The sequence below is a fragment of the Streptomyces sp. NPDC127092 genome, from assembly GCF_042722475.1.
In the GTDB taxonomy this organism is placed as follows: Bacteria; Actinomycetota; Actinomycetes; order Streptomycetales; family Streptomycetaceae; genus Streptomyces.
This window is the reverse complement of the sequence record NZ_JBHXFE010000013.1, coordinates 21746-45392: the sequence shown is the minus strand read 5'-3', so window position 1 is coordinate 45392 and position 23647 is coordinate 21746. Positions and strand designations below refer to the sequence as shown.

Here is a 23647-nt window from a genome sequence, read left to right as displayed (position 1 = left end):
CCACCTGACCGTCGTGCGGGTCCCCGCCCCCCTCGCACCCCGCACACCCACCATTCGAGAGAAGAACAGAGGGATCACCCTTGTCCTACGGCATCCGCGCGGGCGGCCTGGAACGGCACACCGCCGCAGAGATCCTCCGCATCGAGCCCTGGGGACCGGACGCCGTACGGGTGCGCGCCTCGTCCGGGACGATCGACCCCGCCGCTCCCGGCGCGCTGGAGGACCCCTCACCCTGCCCGCGGGCCGAACTGTCCGCATCGGACGACGGCTGTGCGCGTCTGGTCAACGGCCGCCTCGCCGTCGAGGCCTCGGCCGACGGCCGGCTGAGCTTCCGCCACGCCGTCTCGGGCCGCGAACTCCTCGCCGACAAGGGCCCGTACGGGCACCACGCCGGCCATCGCGTCCACGCGGCAGGCGGCCGGACGGAACAGTCCTTCGAGGCCTATGACGGTGAACGGCTGCACGGCCTGGGGCAGCATCTGCACGGACGCCTGGACCAGAAGGGCTGTGTCATCGACCTCGTCCAGGCCAACACCGTGGCGGCCGTCCCCTTCCTGCACTCCTCGCGCGGCTACGGACTGCTGTGGAACAACCCCGCCACGGGCCGCGTCGAACTGGGTGCCGACACCACGCGGTGGACGGCCGACGGCGGCGGACGCATCGACTACTGGATCACCGCCGGCGACACCCCGGCCCAGGTTCTGGACTCCTACACGCTGGCCACCGGCCGCCCGCCGCTGCTCCCCGAGTGGGCGACCGGCTTCTGGCAGTCCAAGCTGCGGTACCGGACTCAGGACGAACTCCTGGCGGTGGCACGGCAGTACGAGGAGCGCGGGATCCCGCTGTCCGTGATCGTCTGCGACTTCTTCCACTGGCCGAGGATGGGCGACTGGCGCTTCGAGGAGAGCGAGTGGCCCGACCCCGCCGCCATGGTCGAGGAGCTCACGGACCTCGGTGTGAAGCTGGCCGTGTCGGTGTGGCCCACCGTCGAGCCCGGCGGCGACTCCCACGACGAACTGCGCGCGGCCGGACACCTCGTCCGGGACGCGGCCGGCGGTCTGCTGACGTACCCGTGGCCGTCCCGGTACGCCGGGGACGCGCTGATCCGTCCGATGGCGTACTACGACGCCACCGAGCCGGGAGCACGCGCCGCGCTGTGGCAGCGGCTGAACGACAACTACCGCTCGCTGGGCGTGGCGTGCTTCTGGCTGGACGCCTGCGAGCCGGACCTGCCCCCGGACCGCGCCGAGCGCGCCGTCTACGCGGCCGGGCCGGCCGCCGCGGCCGCGAACCTCTATCCCCTGGAGCACGTCCGCGGGGTGTCGGACGGCCTGCGGGCGGAGGGCGAGGACCGGCCGCTGTCGCTGGTCCGCTCCGCCTGGGCCGGCAGCCAGCGTCACGGGGCCCTGCTGTGGTCCGGCGACATCCCGACCACCTTCGACTCCCTCGCCCGCCAGATCAGGGCCGGGCTGAACGTCGCGATGAGCGGCATCCCCTGGTGGAACACCGACATCGGCGGCTTCTTCGGCGGCGACCCGGACGACCCGGCCTACCGCGAACTGCTGATCCGCTGGTTCCAGTACGGCACCTTCAGCCCCGTCATGCGGCTGCACGGCGACCGCGCGCCCAACTTCCCCACCTTCTCCGCCGACATGACCGGCGGGCCCAACGAGGTCTGGTCGTACGGGGAAGAGGCGTACGAGATCCTCCGCGACCACGTGCTGGTGCGTGAGCGCCTGCGCCCGTACCTGAGGAGACTGTCCGAGGAGGCCCACCGCACCGGCGCCCCGCCGATGCGCCCGCTGTTCTTCGACTTCCCCGAGGACGAGCACGCCTGGGACGTGGACGACCAGTTCCTGCTCGGCCCCGATCTGCTGGTGGCGCCCGTGTACGAGGCGGGCGCCCGGACACGCCGGGTGTACCTGCCGTCCGGCGCCCGCTGGCTCGACCCGCTCACGGGACGCGTGCGGGAGGGCGGAACGACGCTCGACGCGCGGGCCCCGCTGGAACGCGTCCCGGTCTTCGTACGGGAAGGAGCCGACGTCGCGGACCGGCTCGGCTGACCGCTCTCCACGGCAAGGGCGACGCGTTCCCGCCGTACTGCCACCGGTGTGGCCCGGCGCCCGCCGAGTACCGAACCAGGAGCCCCATGGAACGAGGACGAGATGACTGAATCCGACGTCGTCGTGCTGTCGGCCGGTGACGCGGCCCTCGCGCTCGACATCACCGGACCCCGTGTGCCCCGGGTACTGCACTGGGGTGCCGATCCCGGCTTCCGTGCCGGCGACGCCGCGCAGGTGCTCCACGCCATGGGCCGGCCCCCGGGCCACCAGACCGGGAGCCTGATGCCCTCCCAGGGGGAGGGCTGGTTCGGACGGCCGGCTCTGGCCGGGCACCGCGGCGGCCGGGTCCGCCCCCTGCGTCTCGAGCTCGCCGAACCGGTCGTCGTGCGCGCCCAGGACGGCCGGGGAGGTGTCGTCCACGTGCGGGCCCTGGACCGTGGCGCGGGGCTCGCACTGGACACCGAGCTGCAGATGACGGAGCACGGCGTGGTGCGGATGCGTCACGCCCTGACCAACACGGCGACCGACGCCTACACCCTGGACGCGCTGGCCTGCGTGCTTCCGGTACCCGCGGACGCGGTGGAACTGCTGGACTTCGCGGGCCGCTGGGCCCGTGAGCGCTCCCCGCAGCGCGCCCCGCTGCGGCAGGGCGTGTGGTCGAGGGAGAGCCGGCGCGGCCGGACCGGCTTCGACGCCGGACTGCTGCTGGCCGGCACCCCGGCCTTCGGCTTCCGGCAGGGGCAGGTCTGGGGCGTGCACTCCGCCTGGAGCGGCAACCACGTCCAGTACGCGGAACGGCAGGCCGACGGGACGACGGTCCTCGGCGGCGGCGAACTGCTGGACGCGGGCGAGATCCGGCTGGCGGAGGGCGGGTCCTACCGGACCCCGTGGGTGTACTTCGCGACCTCCGGCACGGGTCTGGACGGAATCAGCCGCGGATTCCACGGCATGCTCCGGGACCGGCCCGGACACCCGAACACCTCCCGACCGGTCACCATGAACATCTGGGAGGCGGTCTACTTCGACCACGACGCCGAGCGGGTCCGCGCCCTCGCGCAAACCGCCGCGACGGTCGGCGTGGAGCGGTTCGTCGTGGACGACGGCTGGTTCCGGCACCGCCGCCACGACCGGGCCGGCCTCGGGGACTGGTACGTCGACGAGACGGTGTGGCCCGGCGGGCTCGGCCCGCTCGCCGACCACGTCCACGGGCTCGGCATGCAGTTCGGCCTCTGGGTCGAGCCCGAGATGGTCAACCCCGACTCCGACCTGGCCCGCGCCCACCCCGACTGGTTCCTCGCCGATGCCGAACGCCTCCCGTTCGAGCAGCGCAGCCAGCACGTCCTGGACGTCGCACACCCCGACGCCCACGCCTACCTGCTGGAGCGGATCAGCACCCTGGTCGGGGACGTGGGCATCGACTACCTCAAGTGGGACCACAACCGCGACCTGGCCGACGCCGTCCACGAGGGCCGACCCGGCGTGCACGCGCAGACGACGGCGGTCTACCGGCTCCTGGACGAACTGCGCGACCGCCACCCCGGGCTGGAGATCGAGTCCTGCTCGTCCGGCGGGGCCCGCGCGGACCTCGGCATCCTGGAGCGCACGGACCGGATCTGGGGATCGGACAACATCGACCCGCTCGAACGCCAGGCCATCCAGCGCTGGACCGGTCTCCTCCTGCCCTACGAGCTGATCGGCTCCCACGTCGGCTCCGCCCCCGCCCACATCAGCCACCGGGACACCACGCTCGCCTTCCGCTGCGCGACCGCCCTGTTCGGACACGCCGGCATCGAGTCCGACATCTCCACCTGGTCGAAGGACGACCTGGACGCGCTCACCGCGTGGGTCGGCGCCTACAAGCAACTGCGGCCGCTGCTCCACGGCGGCGACGTGGTCCGCACCGACCACCCCGACCCGGCCGCCTGGGTCCACGGTGTCGTCTCCCGGGACCGGGCCCACGCCGTGTTCGCCTACGTCCAGCTGGACACCTCCGTCGCCGAGAACGGCGCGCCCGTACGCCTGCCGGGCCTGGAGCCCACGGCCCGCTACGCCCTGCGGGTGCGCCCCGAACTCTCCTGCCCCGAGCACACCTGGCCCGCCTGGGCGCGCGGCACGACCGGGCTCACCCTGACCGGCCGGTACCTCGCCCACGTCGGCCTGGCCGCCCCGGACCTCGCCAACCGCCCCGGCCACGCGCTGGTGATCGAAGCACGGGCGCAGCCACCCGCCTCGCGGGAGTGAACCCCGCCCGGCGCGCCGGGTCGCGCCGCCTGCGCGACCCGGCCGGGGCACCGGTCCGGGTCAGCGGGCGCCGAGGAGGTGCTCCAGAGCGAGCTGGTCCAGCTGCTCGAAGGCCATGCCGCGCCGGGCGGCGGCGTCCACGTCGAACTCCTCGAAGGCGGAGCGGTCCGCGAGGAGTCCGGCCAGGCCGTCTTCCGCCGTGGAGAGGGCGAGTTCGGGCAGCCGGGAGGCGGTGAGCGCGGCCTGCACCGCCGGGTCGGCACGGAAGGCGCGGGAGCGCTCGGCCAGCAGCAGGTAGTTGCGCATGCAGGCGGCCGCCGAGGCCCAGACGCCGTCGAAGTCCTCGGTGCGCGGCGGCTTGAAGTCGAAGTGCCGCGGGCCGTCGTAGCCGGCCGACTCCAGCAGGTCGACCAGCCAGAACGCCTGCCGCAGGTCCCCCGCGCCGAAACGCAGGTCCTGGTCGTACTTGATGCCGGATTGCCCGTTGAGGTCGATGTGGAACAGCTTGCCGTGCCACAGGGCCTGCGCGATGCCGTGCGGGAAGTTCAGTCCGGCCATCTGCTCGTGGCCGACCTCAGGGTTGAGGCCGACCCGGTCGGGGCGCTCCAGCTCGTTGATGAACGCCAGGGCGTGGCCGACCGTGGGCAGCAGGATGTCGCCGCGCGGCTCGTTGGGCTTGGGCTCGATGGCGAAGCGCAGGTCGTAGCCCTGCTGCTCGACGTACTCGCCCAGCAGGTCGAAGGCCTCCTTCAGCCGGTCGAGCGCGGTGCGCACGTCCTTGGCCGCGCCGGACTCGGCTCCCTCGCGGCCGCCCCAGGCGACGTACACCGAGGCGCCGAGCTCCGCGGCCAGGTCGATGTTGCGGATCGTCTTGCGCAGGGCGTAGCGCCGCACGTCGCGGTCGTTGGCGGTGAAGGCGCCGTCCTTGAAGACGGGGTGGGCGAAGAGGTTGGTGGTGGCCATCGGCACCTTCAGTCCGGCTGCGTCCAGCGCGGCCCGGAAGCGCTTGACGGCCTGCTCGCGCTCCGTGTCGCCGGCGCCGAACGGGATCAGGTCGTCGTCGTGGAAGGTGACGCCGTACGCGCCGAGCTCGGCGAGCCGCTGCACGGTCTCGACCGGATCGAGGGCCGGCCGGGTGGCGTCGCCGAAGGGGTCGCGCCCCTGCCAGCCGACGGTCCACAGGCCGAAGGTGAACTTGTGCGCGGGAGTCGGGACGAGGGGATCGATGGTCATCGTGCGGCTCCGGAATCGTACCGAGGGGTGTTTGTTATGGCGGATGACAAATTAGTATGCCCGGACGTCAGAAGGAACCCCCGCCGCACGTCCGACCGGAGGAACGCATGGCCGCCCAGCGCGTCGTCATCGGTGTCGACAGCTCCACCCAGTCCACCAAAGCCCTCGCCGTCGACCTCGACACCGGCGCCGTCCTGGGCCAGGGCCGCGCCGCCCACACGGTCAGCACCGGCGCCGGCCGGGAGAGCGACCCCGAGCAGTGGTGGCAGGCCCTCGCCGAGGCCACCGCCGGAACCGGCTGGGCCGACCGTGCCGCCGCCGTCTCGATCGCCGGCCAGCAGCACGGCCTGGTCACCCTCGACGCGGCCGGAACACCGGTCCGCCCGGCCCTGCTGTGGAACGACGTCCGCTCCGCGCCACAGGCCGCCGCACTCCGCGACGCGTACGGCCCGAAGGAGCTCGCGCACCGCACCGGCAGCGTCCCGACCGCCGCCTTCACCGCCCCCAAGTGGGCCTGGCTGCGCGCCACCGAACCCGCGGCCGCCGACCGCACCGCGGCCGTCCGGCTGCCCCACGACTTCCTCACCGAACGGCTCACCGGCGAGGCCGTGACCGACCGCGGCGACGCCTCCGGCACCGGCTGGTGGGGCCCCGAGGGCTACGACCGGGACCTGCTCGACCGGATCGGCCTCGACCCCGCCCTGCTGCCCCGGGTCCTCTCCCCGGGCGCACCCGCCGGCACCGTCCGCCCCGGCCTGCCGCTGCGCGCCGGCATCCCGGTGGCCACCGGCACCGGCGACAACATGGCCGCCGCCCTCGGCCTCGGCCTCGCCCCCGGGCGGCCCGTGCTCAGCCTCGGCACCTCCGGCACCGTCTACGCCGTCGGCCGCGCCCGCCCCGCCGACCCCAGTGGCACCGTCGCCGGCTTCGCGGACGCCCTCGGTCACTGGCTGCCGCTCGCCTGCACGCTCAACTGCACCCTCGCCGTCGACCGCTTCGCCACCCTGCTCGGACGCGACCGCGAGGACGTCGAGACCGGCGGCACCGTCGTCGTCCTGCCCTACCTGGACGGCGAGCGCACCCCCGACCTGCCCGGCGCCTCGGGCCTGGTCCACGGGCTGCGGCACGACACCACCCCTGGGCAACTGCTCCAGGCCGCCTACGACGGTGCCGCCCACGCGCTGCTCACCGCCCTCGACGAGGTGCTGCGCGCCTCCGGCGAACACCCCGACACCGACCGGCCGCTGCTGCTGATCGGGGGCGGCGCGAGGGGCCGGGCCTGGCAGCGGACCGTGCTGCGGCTGTCCGGCCGGGCGGTCCAGGTGCCCGCCGCCGAGGAGCTGGTCGCCCTCGGCGCCGCCGCCCAGGCCGCCGCACTCCTCACCGGCGAGAGCGCCGACGCCGTCGCCCGCCGCTGGCGCACCGCCGAGGGCCGCGTCCTCGAGCCGGTGGCAAGGGACGACAGCGCGTTCGAACGGATCGGGGATACCCTGCGTCGGTCGGCGGCACTCCAGGGTGCCCCGGCCAGGGAAAACGAGTGAGGGACGGTGCGTGACGGTGGTCGGCAGGGCGAGCGGGGTCCCTACGAGCGGGCCCGTCTCACAGCAGGACATGCGCCGGCGCAACCTCGCACTCGTTCTCGGCACGGTCGCCGCGCACAGCCCGCTCTCCCGCGCGGACGTCGCCGGGCGCATCGGCCTGACCAGGGCGGCCGTCTCCTCGCTGGCCGACGAGCTGATCGTCCGCGGCGCGCTGACCGAGGCGGAGGCCGTTTCCTCCGGCGGGCGGGTCGGCCGCCCCGGACGGGTGCTCGCCGTGAGCGACCGCGGCCCCGCCGGCCTCGGCCTGGAGATCGGCGTCACCCACCTCGCCGCGTGCGTCGCGGACCTGCGCGGCGAGCCGAGGGTGTGGCGCCGGGTGGAACGGTCCAACGCGGGAAGGCCGGCCGGACAGGTGCTTGCGGAGGCCGCCGCGCTGGCCGCCGAGGCGGAGGCCGAGGCCGCCGCCCTCGGACTGCGCGTCGAGGGCCGGGTCCTGGCCGTGCCCGGGGTGGTGTCGAACGAACGGCGCGGGCTGGTCGAGCGCGCACCGAACCTCGGCTGGCACGCCGTCGGCCTCGCCGACCACTGGCCCGACCCGGACACCGTGCCCGACCCGGACAACGAGGCGAACCTCGGGGCGCTCGCCGAGTACTGGCACGCGGAGCGGGTCATGGAGACCTTCGTGCACGTCTCCGGCGCCGCCGGGATCGGCGCCGCCCTGGTCATCGACGGGCGGCTGTTCCGGGGCGCCCGGGGCTTCGCCGGCGAGCTCGGCCACATCCCCGTCCACCCGGACGGCGCGCCCTGCGCCTGCGGATCCCGCGGCTGCCTGGAGCAGTACGCGGGGGACGCTGCCGTGCTGCGCGAGGCCGGTCTCACGCGGCACGGCGACCCGGTCGCCCTGCTGGCCGAGCGGGCCGGCGCCGGCCATGCGCCGACCCTGCGCGCTCTGGACCGCGCCGGGCGCTCCCTGGGCCTCGCCCTCACGGCCGCGATCGACCTGATCGACCCGGACGGCCTCGTCATCGGCGGCGCCTACGCCGAACTCGCCGAGTGGCTGCTGCCGTCGGTGCGGGCCGAACTGGCCGCCCGGGTCACGGTCCGGCCCTGGGCCTCGGAGGCGGTCCGCGCCTCGGCGCTCGGCCGGCGCGGACCGGTCCTCGGCGCGGCCCTGATGACGGTCCGCAGGCTCGTCGCCGACCCCACCCGGCTGTCGAGCTCCTGACGGCTCCGTCCTCAGCCGTGGCCGACCACGGCCGTCGCGTGCCCGCCTCGTTCATCGCCGGTCTGCCGACGGGCCGGTGACGGCACCGAGGAACCAGGAGCGTCACAGAACGGCTCGGACCCAAGCCCGGCTGGAGCTAGGGGAGGGGGAGGGCCTGGGCGCACCAGATCGTCTTGCCGTGGGTGGTGTGCCGGGTGCCCCACCCCTGGGTGAGCTGGGCGACGAGCAACAGGCCCCGGCCGCCCTCGTCGAAGAGGCGGGCCCGGCGCAGGTGCGGAGAGGTGTTGCTCGCGTCGGAGACCTCGCAGATCAGGGAGGTATCGCGAATCAGCCGCAGCCTGATCGGCGGCTCGCCGTATCTGATGGCGTTGGTGACCAGCTCGCTGACGACCAGTTCGGTGATGAACGACGCCTCCTCCAGGCCCCAGGCGTCCACCTGTTCGATGGCGGACTTCCTGATGCGCGGCACCTGCGCGGGGTCGGGCTCGACGTCCCAGACGGCGACGTGGTCGGGATCCAGCGCGTGGGTGCGAGCGAGCAGCAGGGCGGCGTCGTCGGTGCGGCGTTCGGTGAGCATGGCGTCCGTCACCGTGTCGCACAGGGCCTCCAGTGAGGTGGCCGAGTGGTTCAGGACCCCCTGCAGTTCGGCGATCCGCTGGTCGACGTCGCGCTCGCGGCTTTCCACCAGTCCGTTGGTGTAGAGGGCGAGCAGGCTGCCCTCGGGCAGTTCCAGCTCGGTGGCCTCGAAAGGCAGGCCACCGATGCCGAGCGGCGGTCCCGGCTGTGCGGGCACCGGTGTCCTGGTGCCGTCCGGGGAGATGACCAGCGGCAGCGGATGGCCGGCGCTCGCCAGCGTGAAGCGCCGGGAGACGGGGTCGTAGACGGTGTACAGGCAGGTGGCCCCGGACTCACCCGTCGGCTGGAAGTGGCCGGCGGACCGGAGGTCGTCGGCGAGGTGGAGGACCAGGTCGTCCAGGTGGGTCAGCAGCTCGTCCGGCGGCAGGTCGACGTCGGCGAGGGTGCGGACCGCCGTGCGCAGCCGGCCCATGCTCGCCGAGGCGTGCAGGCCGTGGCCGACGACGTCGCCGACGACCAGGGCGACTCGGGCGCCGGACAGCGGGACGACGTCGAACCAGTCACCGCCCACTTCCGCGCCGGTCCCGCCGGGCAGATAGCGGGACGCCACCTCGACCGCCTCCTGGTTCGGCAGCACCTGCGGCAGCAGGCTGCGTTGCAGGGTCAGCGCGGTCGTGCGCTCGCGAGAGTACCGGCGGGCGTTGTCGATGGCGACGGCTGCCTTGGCGGTCAGCTCTTCGGCGAGGATCAGGTCGTCGGCGGTGAAGGCCTCGGGACGGTCGCGGCGGGAGAAGGCGACGACGCCGAGCAGCGCGCCGCGCGCCCGGAGCGGCACCGTGATCCGGCCGGTCAGCCCGTCCGCGGCGATGGACCCGTCGATCAACGGGGTGCCCGGTGGCCAGTGGGCCGGGTCGGCGGCGAGCCCGGGCCCGAAGGCCCATTCACCGCCCTGGCCTGGATCTGAGGCGAGCTCGACCGTGGACCTTCCGGTGGCCATGCAGCGGGCGGCGACGGAACCGGGAGCGTGGCTGACCGGCGTCGTGGGCCCGGGTGCCCGGTCGGTGTCCTCCTTCGCGCTGTGCCGGGCGGCACGGCTGAGCGCGATGGTCTCCCCGGGGGCGGACGCGGTCGCGGAGGGCGGTTCCTCTCCGCGCAGCACCTCGTCGAAGAGATCCACGGTGACGAGGTCGGCGAATCCCGGCACCGGGGTCCTGGCCAGTTCCTGGGCGGTGCCGAGCACGTCGAGCGTCCGGCCGATGCCGCCGCTGGCCTCGTTGAGGATGAGCAGGCGCTGCCGGGCCCAGTACTCGGCGCTCATGTCGAATCCCCAGTTGGCGACCGCGCGGATCCTGCCCTCGGCATCCCGGACGGGCCACATGCTGGTGGCCCAGGCGTTGGCGTAGTTGCTGCCGAGCGGGCGGAAGACCGTGATGAGACGGGCGGGTCGGCCCGTCCTCGCCACCTCGGAGAGCTTGTCGGTGTAGGCCATGTCGTCCAGTTCGGGGAACAGCTCGCGGTACTTCTCACCGAGCACCTGCTCCTCGGAGTGCGCCATCACCCGGCACGCGGAGGCGTTGACCCACAGGAACCGCAGCTCAGGGTCGTAGACGCCCAGGGCGAAGGGACACTGCTCGAAGGCCCGGTCGGCGATCACGGGGCGGCGCCCCCACGGCTGGGCGCTCAGCACGTGACCCAGCGCACGGCCGTCCGCGCCGCGCAGCGGATGAGCCTTCAGCACGGCGTCCACCGTGGAACCGTCCCGGTGGCGCAGCGCGACGACCCCCGTGGGGCCGGAGCCGATGCCGTGGTTCTCGGGGGAGTCGGGTGGGCGGTCGGCCAGCAGGTCGGTCACGGGCCGCCCCACGGTCTCCTCCGCCGTCCAGCCCAGCAGCAGTCGCCCGCCCTCGCTCCAGCCGCTCACCATGCCGTCCGGATCGACCACGACGGCGGCGGTCGGGGCATCCTGCTTGGCGGCCATCTCCACGCGCCACGCCTCCGTCCGGACAGCGGTGCTCACCAGGACCGGTTTCCCGCGGCTGCTTCCAGCCTAGGTCCGCTCCGTCCGGTGCGCTGCGATCGGTCACGGCTCGTATCGGGTGGTGGGCTTCGCGTGACCGGCGCCGGGGGTGCCCTGTACCCGCGCTGCCCCGGCCTGCCGTGCTGTCCGCGTGTCCGCACGTCCGTCCGTCCGGAGGATCGAGTCGTCGCGCGGGGCGGGACCGGCGGTACGGATCCCGCGCGGTGACGCCCCCAGTTCGCGGCGGCAGGCCTTGTTGAATGCCTGGAGGTCGGGGATGCCGACCGAGGCGGCGACGGCGGGGATGGAGAGCGTGGTGGCCCGCAGGAAATGGCGGGCGCGCTCCATCCGGCGGGCCCGGATGTAGCCGACGACGGTTTCCCCGGTGGCGGCGCGGAAGAGCCGGGTCAGGTGGTTGTGGGAGACGCCGGCCGCCTTCGCGATCTCCGGCACCGTCAGGGACTCCGCCAGTCGTGCCTCGATCAGGGCCGTCGCGGTCGCCACCGCCGGATGGACGGCTCGGGCGCTCTGCTCCCGCAGGGGCGTGAGCCGGGCGATCCGCCACAGGGCGGCCCACACCTCGGCGGTGGCCCCGGCCGGGGTGTTCGGCCAGGCGGCCAGTGCCTGCCGCAACTGTGCGGTGAGCAGGTCGAGCTCGTGCCCGGTGGGCTGGATCACGGGAATCCTGTGGGGTGTTCCGACCGTGCCCAGGCGGAGGTGGGCGTAGAGGTGTTCGGAACGGCCTCGGTAGCGGTAGCGCACCTCTGTTCCGGGCGGCACGAGGCTGACCCGCCCGGGGCGGATCGCGTGCTCGGTTCCGCCGACCGTCAAGTCGGCGTCGTAGTCGTACAGATGGAGCTGCCAGAGGTCCGGCAGCAAGAAGACGTCCACCTGGCCGGCCGGACCGTGGACGCCGATACCGAGGGCGGCGACGGCGGGAGGCTCGTCGAGATGGGCGAGGACCGTCTGCATGGTCACGTGCTCTACCCACGGCCCGCGCCGCCCACTCCTGGGGTGGGGTTCGACGTACGTGTCGGACGACATGGTGAGAATCGACCAGTGGAGGGTGAACGCGGCCCACGCGGTGTGCGCCGGTGGGCCCTAGCGTGGCGGTCATGGAGAAGAGGCAGGAACTGCTGAACTCGGTAAAGATGGCGCGCTTCGTGGCGTCCGGGTCGCTACGGCTGGACGCGGTCGTCCCGGCGGAGATGAACGCCGAGGGCATGGCGGTACTGGCGGACGGAGTGCCGCCGGTGCCGTACGGGACGCCGCTGTCCGAGGCGTACGCGAACGGCACCTTCGTCCGCAGGCTGCTGGAACTGCCGCGAGTGGCAGGGGCCCTGCGCAGCCTGGTCGGCCCGGAGCCGTGGGTGGACCACCACTTCGTGCACACCCGCGAGCCCCACGGCGGCGCCGCGCAGCCGTTGCACGGGGACGCCATCATCGACGTCCGGCCGGACGCCTTCGACGTCCAGTTGATGTACTACCCGCAGGCCGTGACGCTGGAGATGGGCGGAACGCTCAGCGTCCCGGGCAGCCATCTGCGGCGGACCAACGAATCGGACACCGGCCGCTACCAGAACCTGCGCGGTCAGGACCGGTTGGTCTGCCCGGCCGGCACAGTGGTGTTTCTGCACCACGGCATCTGGCACGGGGGCCGGCGCAACGACAGCGACACCCTCCGCTACATGTTCAAGATCCGCTTCAATCCCCGGGTGCGTCAACGACGTCTGTGGGACACCGCGGATCTCCACTGCCCGCAGGTGACCGCGGAGCTGGACGCGATGTTCCCGTGGTACGAGGGAGCGACCGGCCGGCTGGAGCGGTACAACCGCATCCTGTTGTGGCGGGAGCTGACCGGCGACGACGGCTTCGACCTCGACCACTGGGTGACCAGGGTCTCCAACCGCCCGAAGGGAACCGTGGCATGACGACCGAAGCGATCCTTCCCGCGCGAGCGGACACCGCGGACGCCACCGCCCCGGTGCTGCGGCAGCAGGTGCTCGTGCTGTACCTGGCGGACTCGGCGCTGGACTCCTACGTCGTCGGCTGGTCGCGCTACGACGGCACCGGCCGCACCTCACCCACCACGGGCGACAGCGACGAGCCGCCGTACGAGTCGGGGGTGGCCGCGCTCCGGGACGGCTGGCGGCTGTTCCAGGCCGCCCAGCTGATTCCGCCGTACCCGGGTCACGAGTACGACGTCTCCTTCCTCAAGCACGAGTTCTTCTTCGAACGGATGGTCGACGTACGGTCCGTCGTCGATCGCTCGTAGAGCGTCGTCGCCCAGGCCTGCGGCCCTCAGGGCGCGGGCGTGGGGTTCCGGGGCGGGTCGGCTCGCCACTCGGATGCGATGCCTCGCATCAGCGGCGGGTACACGAGCAGGTGCCGGAACGGCCCGATCGCGGCCATGTAGGCCTTCCCGAACAGGCCGTTCGGCTTCACCAGCACGGCCATCTGGCCGCGGTAGCCTCCCGCTCCGTCCGGGACCCAGCTCAGGTGCATCACGCCGTGCATGGTGCGGTTGCTCATCTCCGACGCCCACTCGTCGTCCGTCAGGTAGACCGAGCGGAACGGCAGGCGGCTGAACTCGGGTCCGGGCCGGCCGTCACGCAGATCTTCCGGCAGCCGGTCGCGCAGCGTCGGCACCCGGGAGCCGACTCCGGAGTCGGGTTCGTCCCAGCCGAGCAGCTTCCCGAGTTTCCAGCGGATCGCGAAGAGCGTGCGTGCGACCCAGGACGGGTTGTCGGACGTGTCGCCCACGGTTGTCTGCCGCACCAGATGCGGGAAGTCGTCAGGACCTCCGGGCGTCGGCAGCGCCCACACGTCGTAGAGGCGGAAGTCGGGCGTGATCTCATGGATCCGCCACGGCCGGGAGGTGTGCGCCGTGTTCGGGAGTCTCATTTCGTGGTCCTCCAGGTGTGGCTCATCCCATCCGTCCACCACGACATGGGGACGGAAGCGGTTCATCGGCGAGGTAGGGCGGCGCGGGCTCGTACTGGATGTACCGGCGCACCGCGCGGGCGTGTTCGCGTCCGTGGAGCCGGCCGATCAGCCAGAGGGCCATGTCGATCCCGGCGGACACCCCCTGACTGGTGACCAGGTTCCCGTCCACGACGTAACGCGCGTCACGAACCACGGTGATGTCGCCGCGGGACTCCAGGGTGTCCTCGAACGCATGGTGGGTGGCCACCCGTCGGCCACGGGCCGGACCGGCCTCGTGCAGGAGAAGCGCGCCGGTGCACACGCTGGTGACCCAGGTGGCGTCGGCGGACGCCTGGGCGATCCATGCGATCAGCGCCGGGTTGCTCACCTGACGGCGGGTGCCGTTGCCGCCGGGGACCAGGAGGACGTCCAGCCGCGGATGGTCCTCGAGCGTGTGATCCGGGATCACCCGCATGCCCTTGTTACAGCGCACAGGGCCGGAGTGCTCCGCTATCAGAACCGAGGTGTCGGCGTGTCCGCGTAGCATCGAGGAGGAGGTGAACACCTCCCACGGTCCGGTGAAGTCCAGTTCCTCGGCACCTTCGAAGATCAGCAAGCCGTAAGTGGTCATGAGTGTTCCCCGTTACTTCCGTGTCGAGCGGAATCGGTCCCGGTAGTCGGACGGTGCCACCCCGAGGTGGCGGTGGAACGCCCGCCGCAGCGACTCGGCGGTGCCCAGGCCACACCGGCGGGCGATGGCCGAGACGGGATCGGTGCCCTCGGCCAGGGCGCGCCGGGCGGCCTCGATGCGTACGCGCTCCACGTACTCGGCCGGCGGGACGCCGAGCTCGGCGGTGAACCTTCGCTGCAGGTGACGCGGGCTGAGCCCGGCTCGCGCGGCCAGGTGGCCGATGGTGTGCGGGGCGCCGGGGTCGGCGTGGACCGCCGAGACCGCGGCCCGGATCGGGTCGGTGGACGGCTGGGCCGACCACAACGGGACACTGAACTGTGCCTGGTTTCCCGGTCGGCGCAGGAACAGCACCAGTTCCTGGGCGATGGTGTGGGCGACGTTCGGGCCGAGGTCGTCCTCCACCAGGGCGAGCGCCAGATCCATGCCGGCGGTCACCCCGGCCGAGGTCCATACCCGCCTGTCATGGATGAAGATCGGATGGGTATCGACGTCCAACTCCGGGTGCTCGTCCTTGATCTGCCCGTCACGGCTCCAGTGCGTGGTGACCCTGTGGTCCGTGGCCAACCCGGCTGCGGCGAGCAGGAACACGCCACTGCATACCGACGTCACCCGGCGGGCTGTCGCTCCGGCGGCGGCGATCCATCCCACCAGGGCCCGGTCCGACCGGGCCCTGTCGACCCCGCTGCCGCCCACCACCACGAGGGTGTCGACCCCGTCGGGGTCCAGATCGCCGATGCCGTGGTCAGCGTGTATCCGCAGACCGCCGTCCGACCGCACCAGCCCACGCGCTGGGCCCACGATCTCGCAGACGTATCCGGGACGGAGCCGGCCGGCCTGCTGGAACACCTCGAGCGGTCCGGCGAGGTCGAGTGACTGGAACCCCTCGAAGACCACGAACACGATGCGCTGTCGATCCACCACTCAAGCCTGCGGCCCTCGGCGGAGCGACGTCAACGACACCCGTCCCACACTTCGCGCCATCACCCGTCGGCCCGGTGCGTCGGCCGGCCGAGCGCCGCGGCTGGGTCGTGCGGTGATGCACCGCGCGACGCCCGTGCCTACAGCGCGTCCACCGCGCTGACCTTCCACCCCGCCGGGTCCCGGACGAGCGTCATGCGTACGCGGTTGAGGTCCAGGCGTGGGGTGGGGACCTGGGTGCTGGTGGTGACCTGGTTCATGAAGAGCAGGACGACGACCTCGTCCGGAGAGGACGACACCACCGATGCCGCCGGGGAGGTGTCGCCGCTCGGGGGCTTGGCGACCGTGGCCTTGACCACGCCGTGGTAGCGCTTGGCCGTCGGCGCGACCACGGTCGTGGTGGTCTTGCCGTACTCGTCGAGGAACGGTGCGGTGAGGTGGGAGCGGGCGGCGGCGAAGTCCCGGTCAAGGTGGCGGTAGTCGTACGACAGGATGGCCGGGGCCGCCCGGTGTGCCGCGGCGAGCGCGGCCGTGCGTGCCTGTGCCGCGCGTTCGGCCTGCCGGTACTGCCACCCGAGGACGGCCGTGGCGACCATGCCGAGGACGACCAGGACGGCCAGGACGGCGAGCACCGCGGCCGGCGGCCCGGGCCGGGCGCCGCCTGCCGGGGCCGGCTTCCCGGGCGCCGTGCGAGCAGGCTTCCCGGGCGCCGTGCGGGCAGGCTTCTCCGGCGCAGTGCGCTCCGGCTTCGGGGCGGGGGACTCGTCGGTGTTCCGCGCCCGCTCGGCGCGTTTCGCGGCGGCGCGGAGGGTCGCCGCGCGCAGGGTCGGGTTCGGCACGTTCTTCTCCTGTCAGCCGACGAATTCGACGTTCGACGTCAGCCACCGGCCGTCCTCGAGGACGAGGTCGAGCTGAAGGCGGTAGTTGCGGGAGGTGCCCTGGGGGGCGGCGACGTTGGTGACCTTGCTGTCGGCCACCACCAGGACCCGGGCGGAGCGTTCGTCGGCCCGCGCGATCCCCGCGTCGAGGATCTGGCCCTCCGAGACCGACTTGTTGTCGGCGACGATCTTCGTGAGCTGCGTGGTCTGGGCCGCGAACTGCTGCTTGAACTCACCGGTCGCGCCGTCCAGGACGTTCTTGCTGTCCCGTTCGTAGTGCCGGTAGTCCAGCGAGGTGAAGTTGAGCGCCGACTGACGGGCGGCGGCCAGGATGTCCTGGTGCCGCCGGTCCTCCTCCTGACGCTCGTACAGCCCGACGCCCAGAAGGACGGCGGAGGCCGTCAGTACGGCGGCCAGGACGGCGAGCACCGCCAGGGCCGCCCGGCGGCGCAGCGGCCGGGCCGCGCGGGCGAACAGTACGCGGGTCATGCCATGGGTCCTACGAGCAGCCATTGCCAGGAGTCCTTTCCGAACACGTGCTGTGCTCCGCCGGTCGAGCCGATGACGACCTGCCGGCTTCCGGGAGCGTTCTGGGCGCCGCGTACCGACGTGGTTCCGCCGCGCGGAGCGGTGCAGCGGGCACGGGTGTCGGCCGGGCGGTCGGAGGTGTCCGCGGGATCGCGGCGCTGGGTGGGGTAGCCCTGGCGGCAGGGCGGCGGGTCGTCGGCGTTGACGACCAGGCCGAAGTGGGTGGTGCCGTCTCCGGGGACGACGGTGTAGCTGCCCGAGACCACCACGGGAAAGGTGACGAGGACCTGTTCCACGCCGGGCAGCCGGGCGAGGGTGATCTGGCCGCCGCTGATCAGGTTGCCGAGCAGGACGGGGAGGTGGGGCCGGGTGTCCCGCATCAGCCCGGTCACCTCCTGGGCGGCGGAGGAACCGCTGCCGAGCAGGGCGCGGATGTCGCCGTCGCTCGCCTTCAACTGGCCGGTGAGGTCGGCCAGGTCGTGCGAGAAGGACGTGATCGCCGAGCCCTGGTCGGCCTGGGTCTTCAGGACCTTCCGGGAGTCCTCGATCAGCGCGATCGTCTCGGGGAGCGAGCCGGACGCCGACTCGACCAGGGCGTTGCCCGAGTCGACCAGCCGGGTGAGATGCGGGCCGGTGCCGGAGAAGGCCTTGCCCAGTTCGTCGACCGTGGTCCTCAGGTCCTCCTTGCCGACCGAGTCGACGAGCCGGTCCAGGCTGAGGATCATCTCGGTGGTCGGCACCGGAACCCGGGTGTTCCGGCGCGGGATGGTGCTGCCGTCGCGCAGTGCGGGGCCGTCAGCGGAGCGCGGCTGGAGATCCACGTACTGCTCGCCCACGGCGGAGCGGTTCGCCACCACGGCCAGCGTGTCGGCCGGGATCGCCGGGTGGTCCTCCAGGCGCAGCTCGACGGAGACACCGCCGGCCCCGGTCAGCCGCAGCTCTCCCACGCGGCCCACGGGCACCCCGCGATAGGTCACCTCGGCTCCGGCGTAGATGCCTCCGGAGTCGGCGAACTCGGCCCGTACGGTGTATCCGCGGTCGAGGACACGGTCGACCAGACCGGTGTACTCGGCGCCGACGTAGGACACCCCGACGGCGGTGACGAGGGCGAAGGCGAGCAGCTGCGCCCTGACCGTGCGGGTGATCACGGCACCAGTCCCTTCAGCAGCAGTTCGGCGAGATCGAGGTCGACCCCGTTGTCCGGGAGGCCGCTTTCGCTCCTGCCGTACGCGATGGGGTCGGTGGACGTGCACAGCGGCAGGCAGCCCAGGTCGCCGTCCTCGCCGGGGGCTCGCGGGACGCCCGGGGTCGCGGACGGCAGGGGGGCGCCGGGGAGCGCCGGGGCGGTCGGCAGGTCCGGGAGCCCGGGGGCGGGCAGGTCCGGAAGTCCGGGATCCGTGGGCTTCCCCGGCCGCGCGGGCGTTCCCGGCTTTGCGGGGGCCTCGGTCAGGTTGCCGTAGAGGCTGCGCAGGTCGAGGTCGGCGGTGACCTTGAGGTTGACGTAGTCGCCCTTGACGGCGTCGACCACGTTGCGGGGGAACGGGTAGGTCGTCAGGAGCTCCAGGGAGTTGGGCAGATCAGCGCCGGCCTTGTTCAGCTGCCGGAGGATCGGCTGCAGAGCCCGCAGGTTGGCGATCACATCGGCGCGCGAGGCGTTGATCACCTTGGTGCCCGTCGCGCCGAGGTTCGACAACGACGTGAGCATGGCGGTGAGTCTGGTCCGCTGGTCGGCCAGGACCTTCAGGGCGGGCGGCACGGTGGTGAGGGCCTGGCCGATCGTCTTCTTCTCCCTGGCGAGGGTCGCGGACAGCCGGTCGATGCCCTGCAGGGCGCGGACGATCTCCTTCTTCTGCGTGTCGAGGCCGCCGATGAAGGTGTCCAGCTCGGCGAGCAGGGCGGCGACCCGGTCCTCGCGGCCTTCGAGGGCCTTGTTCAGCTCGACGGTGATGGTCTTGAGCTGGGCGACTCCACCGCCGTTGAGCAGGGCCGACAGGGCCGAAAGGACCTCCTCGATCTCGGGGTTGCGGCCGCTGCGGGACAGCGGGATCGTCGCGCCGTCGGTGAGGCGGCCGACGGGGGCGGTGTCCGCCGGCGCGGACAGCGACACGTACTTCTCGCCGAGCATGCTGGTCTGCCGCAGCTCGGCGACCGCGTTGCCGGGCAGCTTGACGGAGCCGGAGACGCGCAGGCGGACCCGGGCGTGCCAGCCGGCCAGTTCCACCTTCTCGACGGAGCCGACGGTGACGTCGTTCACCTTCACCGTGGACTGGGGCACGAGGTCGAGGACGTCCCGGAACTCGACCGTGATCCGGTAGCTGTGGCCGTCGGCGGCGGCGCCGCCGGGCAGCGGCACGTCGTAAAGACCGTTGAACTCACAGCCGGTGAGCAGGAGGGAACCGGAGGCCGCCCACACCACCGCTTTTCGGGGAGCCTTCATGTGCGGGCCTCCAGGATTCCGCCGAGCGTCCGGTCCGTCGAGGCCGTTCCCGCCACGGGGAGCGCCGCTCCGGTCAGGGGGTCGGCCTCGGGCGGCTCGGGCAGCGAGTCGAACAGGTTCTTCAGGTTCCGGCAGTCGGCCTCCCCGGCCTTCTCCCCGGTCGTCTTCAGCAGGGAACACAGCAGGGCGGCCGGGTCCTGGAGCTGTTCGGGGTTGCCGCGGGTGTCGAGCGTGCCGGAGGAGGCGTTGTAGGCGTTCTGCAGATTGGACAGGCCGGCCGGGGCGACGGCGAGCAGCTCCTCCAGGGCGGCGCGCTGGGTGACGAGCACCTTGGTCACGTCGGCGAGTCCCTTCACGTCGGCGGTGAGTGCCTTCTTGTTCTTCTTCACGAAGTCGGACACGTCGGCGAGCGCCGCCGCCAGGTGCTTGATCGCCGCGGCGAGGTCCTTGCGTTCCCCCGCCAGCTGTTCGGCCACCTTGGCGAGGCTGTCGTTGAACGACCGTACGGAGGCGTCGTCGGCGGCCAGCGCGGCGGTGAACACCTGCAGGTTCCGTACCGTCCCGAAGAGGTCCTGCCGGCCGTCGGACAGGGTGGTGACCGTCTGCGAGAGGTCCTGGACCGTCTGGTTCAGCCGGTCGCCCTGGCCCTGGAGGTTGTCGGCGCTGACGGCCAGCAGCCGGGACAGCGAACCGTCCTTGTTGGCGCCCTTCGGGCCCAGCGCGTCCGAGGTCATGCGGAGGCTGTCGAAGACGCGGTCCAGCTCGACCGGCACCGCGGTGCGGTGGAGGGGGATCACGGCGCCGCTCCGCATGGCCGGGCCGCCCCGGTGGACGGGCAGCAGCTGGAGGTAACGGTCGCTGACCACCGAGGAGTTGATGATGGCCGCCTTGGCGTCCGGCGGGACCTTGTACCGCGCTTCGTACTCCAGCTCGACGCGCACCCGGTCGCCCTCCGGCGTGATCTCCTTGACCTCTCCGATGCGGACGCCGAGCACGCGTACGTCGGAGCCGGGGTAGATGCCGACCGTGCGCGGGAAGTACGCGGTCACCCGGACGGTCGACTCCCGGGGCAGCAGGACGACGACCAGGGCGGCCGCGACCGCGAGCACGGCGACGACGGACCACAGGCGCTTCATCGTGATCCTCCTGTCCGGGGGGTCACCGGTCCGGGGGCGACCAGGTTCTGGATGTAGCTGTCGAACCACCGGCCGTTGCCGAGGGTGTTGGTGAAGAGCCTGGCGAAGGGCGCGAGGAGCTGGACGCTCCGGTCGAGGCTCGCCTGGTTGCGTTCCAGCATCCTGACCACGGTGTTCAGACGGGTGAGCGCCGGTCCGATCGTGGCGCGGTTGTCGGCGACGAGACCGGAGAGCTGGACGCCGAGCGCGACGGAGCTCCTGAGCAGGGCGTGGATGACCTGGCGTCGGGACTCGATCTCCTTGAACAGCTTGTCGCCGTCCTTCACCAGCCTGCCGAACTCCTCTTTCCGGGTGGCGAGTACACCGGTGACGCCGTTCGCGTGGCCGAGGAGTTCGCGCAGCGCCTCGTCGCGGGAGGCGACGGTGCGGGAGATCCGCGAGAGCCCCTGGATGGATGCCCTGACCTCGGCCGGGGAGTCCTCGAAGGTGGTGGAGAGGGTGTCCAGGGCGGTGGCGAGGCGCTGCCTGTCGATCTGTTCCGTGGTGGTCGTGAGGTCGCTGAAGGCCTCGACCACGTCGTACGCGGGGACCGTGCGGCTCAGCGGGATCTCACTGCCCGGCTTCATCCGGCCGGGCCCCTTCGGGTCGAGCGCGAGGTACTTCGCGCCCAGGATCGTCTTGATCCGGATGGACGCGCCGGTCCTGCTGCCGAGTTCCGGGTCTCCGGTGACCCGGAAGGTCACCTTGACGTGGTCGCCGGCCAGCTCGACGTCGTCGACCTTGCCGGTCTTGACGCCGGCGATCCGTACCTCGTCGCCGGGCCGCAGCCCGCCGGCCTCGGGGAAGGCCGCGCTGTAGGTGTCGCCGCCGCCGATGAGCGGAAGGCTCTCGACGTTGAACGCGGCGGCGATGAGCAGAGCGATCGTGGTGAGGCCCGCGGCGCCGATGACCACGGGATTCCGTTCGCGGAAGGGGATCATCGGCCGCACCTCGCCCGGGCGACATGGAGCTCGGGGGTGATGACCTCCTGCGTCTTCGGCAGCACGATCCGGCCGTCGAAGTCGCAGAGGTAGAAGTTGAACCAGGAGCCGTACGACGCGGTGCCGGTCAGCTTGTTCAGCTTGCCCGGCAGCCTCTGAAGGACGCCCTCCACGGTCTTCTCGTGGTCGTTCAGGGTGCCGGTGAGCTCGGCCAGTTCGGCGATGTCGGTCTTCAGGGGCGGCCGGGCGTCCTTGAGGAGGCCCGAGGTGGCCTCCGTGAGCCCGTTGATGCCTGCCAGCGACTCGCCGATGGGCTTGCGGTCGGCCGAGAGGCCCGAGATCAGCCGTTGCAGTTGCGTGAGCAGGTCGGAGAAGCGGGTGCTGCGCTGGTCGACGGTCTTCAGGACGGTGTTGAGGTTGGTGATCACGGATCCGATCAGCTTGTCGCGTTCGGCGAGCGTGGTGGTGAGCGAGGCCGTGTGCGCGAGCAGGCTGCGGACCGTACCGCCCTCGCCCTGGAGGGTCCTGACGATCTCGGTGGCGAGCTGGTTGACGTCCTCGGGGCTCAGGGCGGCGAAGAGCGGCTTGAAGCCGCCGAGCAGCGCGTTGAGGTCGAGGGCCGGTTCGGTGCGGGAGAGCGGGATGCGTCCGCCGGGAGCGAGCCGTTCGCCCTTGCCCGTGCCTTCGGTCAGGGCGATGTAGCGCTGCCCGACGAGGCTGCGGTAGCGGATGACGGCGCGGCTGGTGGTGTGCAGCGGCCGGTCGCGGGAGACGCTGAACGTGACCTCGGCGAGGTTCCCGTCCTTGATCCGGATCTCCTCCACCTCACCGACGCGCACTCCGGCGACGCGGATGTCGTCGCCCTCCTCCAGGCTGGTGACATCGCTGAAGACGGCCGTGTAGGTCTCCTCGGGAGTGAAGGAGAGATTGACGATCGTGGCCGCGAGGACCGCGGTCGCCGCGACGGTCACCACCGCGAACACGGCGAGCTTGATCAGCTGCGGGGCTGTGGACCGGGCGCTCACGCGTGACTCACCGCCGTTCCTCGTGCCAGCGGACCGAACAGGAGCGTCGTGACCGCCGGCACCTCGTCGGCGGGCACGCCCATGACCGGGGCCACGAGCGAGGCGACGGCGTGCTGTTCGGCCGGCGTACCGGAGACGGGACCGCCCGGGGGCTTCGCCGACGTGCCGTCGTCGAGCTTGGTCGCGGGTGCCGGGACGCGGGGGTGGGGGAGCCCGTGGCAGTCGGGGCCGGATCGTTCGGCATAGCGCGGTTCCTCGCCGGGTCGGTAGGGGGGACGGGAGCGGACGATCTCGAGGGTGATGCGCATCTTCCCGCCCCTGAACGCCTCTTCGGACGCGGCTTCCTGGCGCACGAGCCCGGCGAGGAGGCACGGGTACTCCGGCGAGTAGCGCGCGAAGAGGGCGAGGGTCGGGCGGGAGACGCGGCCCAGGGTGATGAGCCGCGCGGAGTTCTCGTCGAGGACGCCCTCCGTGGTGTCCGCGGCGGTGGCGGTCCCGGTGAGCAGCGAGGACAGCTGGTCCCGCTTCTCGACGATCGTCCGGCTGGTGGTGAGGGTGTTGTCCAGGATCCGCAGCAGGTCGGGCGCGGCTTCGCCGTACACCTCGGCCACGTCGGCGAACCGCGAGATGTCCTCCTTGAGGGAGGGCATGTGCGGGTTGAGCCGGCGCAGGTAGTCCTCGAGGCGGACCAGGTTGTCGCCGATCCTGTCGCCGCGTCCTTCGAGCGCGGTGGCGAAGGCGGACAGGGTGGCATTGAGCTCGGCGGGCCGCACCGTGCGGAGCAGCGGCAGCAGGTCGTTCATGAGCTGCTGGAGTTCGATGCCGACCGTGGTGCGGTCCTGGGTGATGACGTCGCCGTCGCGGATGGGCCGTGCCGAGGACCGCCCGGGCGGGGCCACGAGGTCGACGTACTTCTCGCCGAACAGCGTCTTGGGCAGCAGCCGGGCGTGGACGTCGGACGGGATGAGGGAGACGTGCTCGGGCCTGAGCGCGATGCCGAGCGTCGCCTTCTCGCCGTCGGCCGTCACCTCGCGCACTTCGCCGACGAGCAGTCCGCGCAGCTTGACGTCGGCGCGGGGCTCCAGCTGGTTGCCGAGGGTGTCGGCCTCCAGGGTGATCCGTACGACGGAGGTGAACACCTGCTGGTAGACGGCCACGGACAGGGAGAGCAGCAGGGCGATGACCGCGATGAACACGATCCCGTACAGCCTGAGTCTGGTGGTGCGCACCGGC

20 protein-coding genes are annotated in these 23647 nt (G+C 72.4%); 6 read left to right on the top strand and 14 right to left on the bottom strand.

Annotated elements, in window-relative coordinates; genetic code table 11:
- Positions 1-80: 80 nt before the first annotated feature.
- Together ACFWJO_RS13400 and ACFWJO_RS13395 are read left to right on the top strand one after the other, a co-directional pair.
- A complete protein-coding gene (locus ACFWJO_RS13400) occupies positions 81-2063 on the top strand; it encodes a TIM-barrel domain-containing protein (RefSeq protein ID WP_386864838.1) in 1983 nt (660 codons plus the stop codon).
- A gap of 102 nt (positions 2064-2165) precedes the next feature.
- Positions 2166-4304 (top strand): alpha-galactosidase, encoded by a 2139-nt coding sequence (locus tag ACFWJO_RS13395; protein ID WP_386864837.1) that lies wholly within the window; start codon positions 2166-2168, stop codon positions 4302-4304.
- Between the two features lie 60 nt (positions 4305-4364).
- On the opposite strand, the gene xylA is transcribed toward ACFWJO_RS13395, so the two are convergent.
- Positions 4365-5537, bottom strand: a complete 1173-nt coding sequence (gene xylA / locus ACFWJO_RS13390) for a xylose isomerase (RefSeq protein WP_386864836.1) — start codon at positions 5535-5537, stop codon at positions 4365-4367.
- Between the two features lie 107 nt (positions 5538-5644).
- On the opposite strand from xylA, the gene xylB reads away from it, so the two are divergent.
- The gene (xylB, locus tag ACFWJO_RS13385; protein WP_386864835.1) at positions 5645-7078 is read left to right on the top strand and encodes a xylulokinase; all 1434 of its coding nucleotides are present in this window, start codon (positions 5645-5647) and stop codon (positions 7076-7078) included.
- A gap of 70 nt (positions 7079-7148) precedes the next feature.
- Positions 7149-8303: an ROK family protein gene (locus tag ACFWJO_RS13380; protein WP_386864834.1), complete on the top strand. Its 1155-nt coding sequence runs from the start codon at positions 7149-7151 to the stop codon at positions 8301-8303.
- A 136-nt stretch (positions 8304-8439) separates the two neighbouring features.
- On the opposite strand, the gene ACFWJO_RS13375 is transcribed toward ACFWJO_RS13380, so the two are convergent.
- Together ACFWJO_RS13375 and ACFWJO_RS13370 are read right to left on the bottom strand one after the other, a co-directional pair.
- Positions 8440-10857 (bottom strand): SpoIIE family protein phosphatase, encoded by a 2418-nt coding sequence (locus ACFWJO_RS13375; protein WP_386864937.1) that lies wholly within the window; start codon positions 10855-10857, stop codon positions 8440-8442.
- 102 nt (positions 10858-10959) lie between these two features.
- On the bottom strand, positions 10960-11868 hold the full coding sequence (locus ACFWJO_RS13370; protein WP_386864936.1) for a helix-turn-helix domain-containing protein: 909 nt from the start codon (positions 11866-11868) through the stop codon (positions 10960-10962).
- Positions 11869-12011: 143 nt separating this feature from the next.
- Between ACFWJO_RS13370 and ACFWJO_RS13365 the strand changes: the two genes are divergently transcribed.
- Entirely contained in the window at positions 12012-12827 is an 816-nt protein-coding gene (locus tag ACFWJO_RS13365; protein WP_386864833.1) for a phytanoyl-CoA dioxygenase family protein, read from the top strand.
- The gene (locus ACFWJO_RS13360) at positions 12824-13171 is read left to right on the top strand and encodes a hypothetical protein (protein ID WP_386864832.1); all 348 of its coding nucleotides are present in this window, start codon (positions 12824-12826) and stop codon (positions 13169-13171) included. The genes ACFWJO_RS13365 and ACFWJO_RS13360 overlap by 4 nt, the downstream gene beginning before the upstream one ends.
- Positions 13172-13197: 26 nt before the next feature.
- Here the strand turns inward: ACFWJO_RS13360 and ACFWJO_RS13355 are convergent, their stop codons facing one another.
- The 11 genes from ACFWJO_RS13355 to ACFWJO_RS13305 form a co-directional block, all read right to left on the bottom strand.
- Positions 13198-13800 (bottom strand): DUF2867 domain-containing protein, encoded by a 603-nt coding sequence (locus ACFWJO_RS13355; RefSeq protein WP_386864831.1) that lies wholly within the window; start codon positions 13798-13800, stop codon positions 13198-13200.
- Between the two features lie 22 nt (positions 13801-13822).
- Positions 13823-14452, bottom strand: a complete 630-nt coding sequence (locus ACFWJO_RS13350) for a DJ-1/PfpI family protein (RefSeq protein WP_386864830.1) — start codon at positions 14450-14452, stop codon at positions 13823-13825.
- Between the two features lie 12 nt (positions 14453-14464).
- Positions 14465-15430 carry a GlxA family transcriptional regulator gene (locus ACFWJO_RS13345; RefSeq protein ID WP_386864829.1) on the bottom strand — a complete coding sequence of 322 codons (966 nt, stop codon included), beginning with the start codon at positions 15428-15430 and terminating at the stop codon, positions 14465-14467.
- A 140-nt stretch (positions 15431-15570) separates the two neighbouring features.
- Entirely contained in the window at positions 15571-16269 is a 699-nt protein-coding gene (locus ACFWJO_RS13340) for a hypothetical protein (protein WP_386864828.1), read from the bottom strand.
- A gap of 12 nt (positions 16270-16281) precedes the next feature.
- Entirely contained in the window at positions 16282-16797 is a 516-nt protein-coding gene (locus tag ACFWJO_RS13335) for a hypothetical protein (RefSeq protein ID WP_386864827.1), read from the bottom strand.
- Positions 16794-17984 (bottom strand): MCE family protein, encoded by a 1191-nt coding sequence (locus ACFWJO_RS13330; RefSeq protein ID WP_386864826.1) that lies wholly within the window; start codon positions 17982-17984, stop codon positions 16794-16796. The genes ACFWJO_RS13335 and ACFWJO_RS13330 overlap by 4 nt, the downstream gene beginning before the upstream one ends.
- Positions 17981-19273, bottom strand: a complete 1293-nt coding sequence (locus ACFWJO_RS13325) for an MCE family protein (RefSeq protein WP_386864825.1) — start codon at positions 19271-19273, stop codon at positions 17981-17983. Before ACFWJO_RS13325 ends, ACFWJO_RS13330 begins: the two co-directional genes overlap by 4 nt.
- Positions 19270-20409 carry an MCE family protein gene (locus tag ACFWJO_RS13320; protein WP_386864824.1) on the bottom strand — a complete coding sequence of 380 codons (1140 nt, stop codon included), beginning with the start codon at positions 20407-20409 and terminating at the stop codon, positions 19270-19272. The genes ACFWJO_RS13325 and ACFWJO_RS13320 overlap by 4 nt, the downstream gene beginning before the upstream one ends.
- Positions 20406-21389: an MCE family protein gene (locus tag ACFWJO_RS13315; RefSeq protein ID WP_386864823.1), complete on the bottom strand. Its 984-nt coding sequence runs from the start codon at positions 21387-21389 to the stop codon at positions 20406-20408. The genes ACFWJO_RS13320 and ACFWJO_RS13315 overlap by 4 nt, the downstream gene beginning before the upstream one ends.
- Positions 21386-22414 carry an MCE family protein gene (locus ACFWJO_RS13310; RefSeq protein ID WP_386864822.1) on the bottom strand — a complete coding sequence of 343 codons (1029 nt, stop codon included), beginning with the start codon at positions 22412-22414 and terminating at the stop codon, positions 21386-21388. Before ACFWJO_RS13310 ends, ACFWJO_RS13315 begins: the two co-directional genes overlap by 4 nt.
- A complete protein-coding gene (locus tag ACFWJO_RS13305; protein ID WP_386864821.1) occupies positions 22411-23643 on the bottom strand; it encodes an MCE family protein in 1233 nt (410 codons plus the stop codon). The genes ACFWJO_RS13310 and ACFWJO_RS13305 overlap by 4 nt, the downstream gene beginning before the upstream one ends.
- Between the last annotated feature and the right edge of the window lie 4 nt (positions 23644-23647).

Coding starts and splice junctions, on each gene's coding strand:
- ACFWJO_RS13395 (WP_386864837.1), top strand. CDS start 2,166: ATGACTGAATCCGACGTCGTCGTGCTGTCGGCCGGTGACGCGGCCCTC.
- xylA (WP_386864836.1), bottom strand. CDS start 5,537: ATGACCATCGATCCCCTCGTCCCGACTCCCGCGCACAAGTTCACCTTC.
- xylB (WP_386864835.1), top strand. CDS start 5,645: ATGGCCGCCCAGCGCGTCGTCATCGGTGTCGACAGCTCCACCCAGTCC.
- ACFWJO_RS13380 (WP_386864834.1), top strand. CDS start 7,149: ATGCGCCGGCGCAACCTCGCACTCGTTCTCGGCACGGTCGCCGCGCAC.
- ACFWJO_RS13375 (WP_386864937.1), bottom strand. CDS start 10,857: ATGGCCGCCAAGCAGGATGCCCCGACCGCCGCCGTCGTGGTCGATCCG.
- ACFWJO_RS13370 (WP_386864936.1), bottom strand. CDS start 11,868: ATGCAGACGGTCCTCGCCCATCTCGACGAGCCTCCCGCCGTCGCCGCC.
- ACFWJO_RS13365 (WP_386864833.1), top strand. CDS start 12,012: ATGGAGAAGAGGCAGGAACTGCTGAACTCGGTAAAGATGGCGCGCTTC.
- ACFWJO_RS13360 (WP_386864832.1), top strand. CDS start 12,824: ATGACGACCGAAGCGATCCTTCCCGCGCGAGCGGACACCGCGGACGCC.
- ACFWJO_RS13355 (WP_386864831.1), bottom strand. CDS start 13,800: ATGAGACTCCCGAACACGGCGCACACCTCCCGGCCGTGGCGGATCCAT.
- ACFWJO_RS13350 (WP_386864830.1), bottom strand. CDS start 14,452: ATGACCACTTACGGCTTGCTGATCTTCGAAGGTGCCGAGGAACTGGAC.
- ACFWJO_RS13335 (WP_386864827.1), bottom strand. CDS start 16,797: ATGACCCGCGTACTGTTCGCCCGCGCGGCCCGGCCGCTGCGCCGCCGG.
- ACFWJO_RS13325 (WP_386864825.1), bottom strand. CDS start 19,273: ATGAAGGCTCCCCGAAAAGCGGTGGTGTGGGCGGCCTCCGGTTCCCTC.
- ACFWJO_RS13320 (WP_386864824.1), bottom strand. CDS start 20,409: ATGAAGCGCCTGTGGTCCGTCGTCGCCGTGCTCGCGGTCGCGGCCGCC.
- ACFWJO_RS13315 (WP_386864823.1), bottom strand. CDS start 21,389: ATGATCCCCTTCCGCGAACGGAATCCCGTGGTCATCGGCGCCGCGGGC.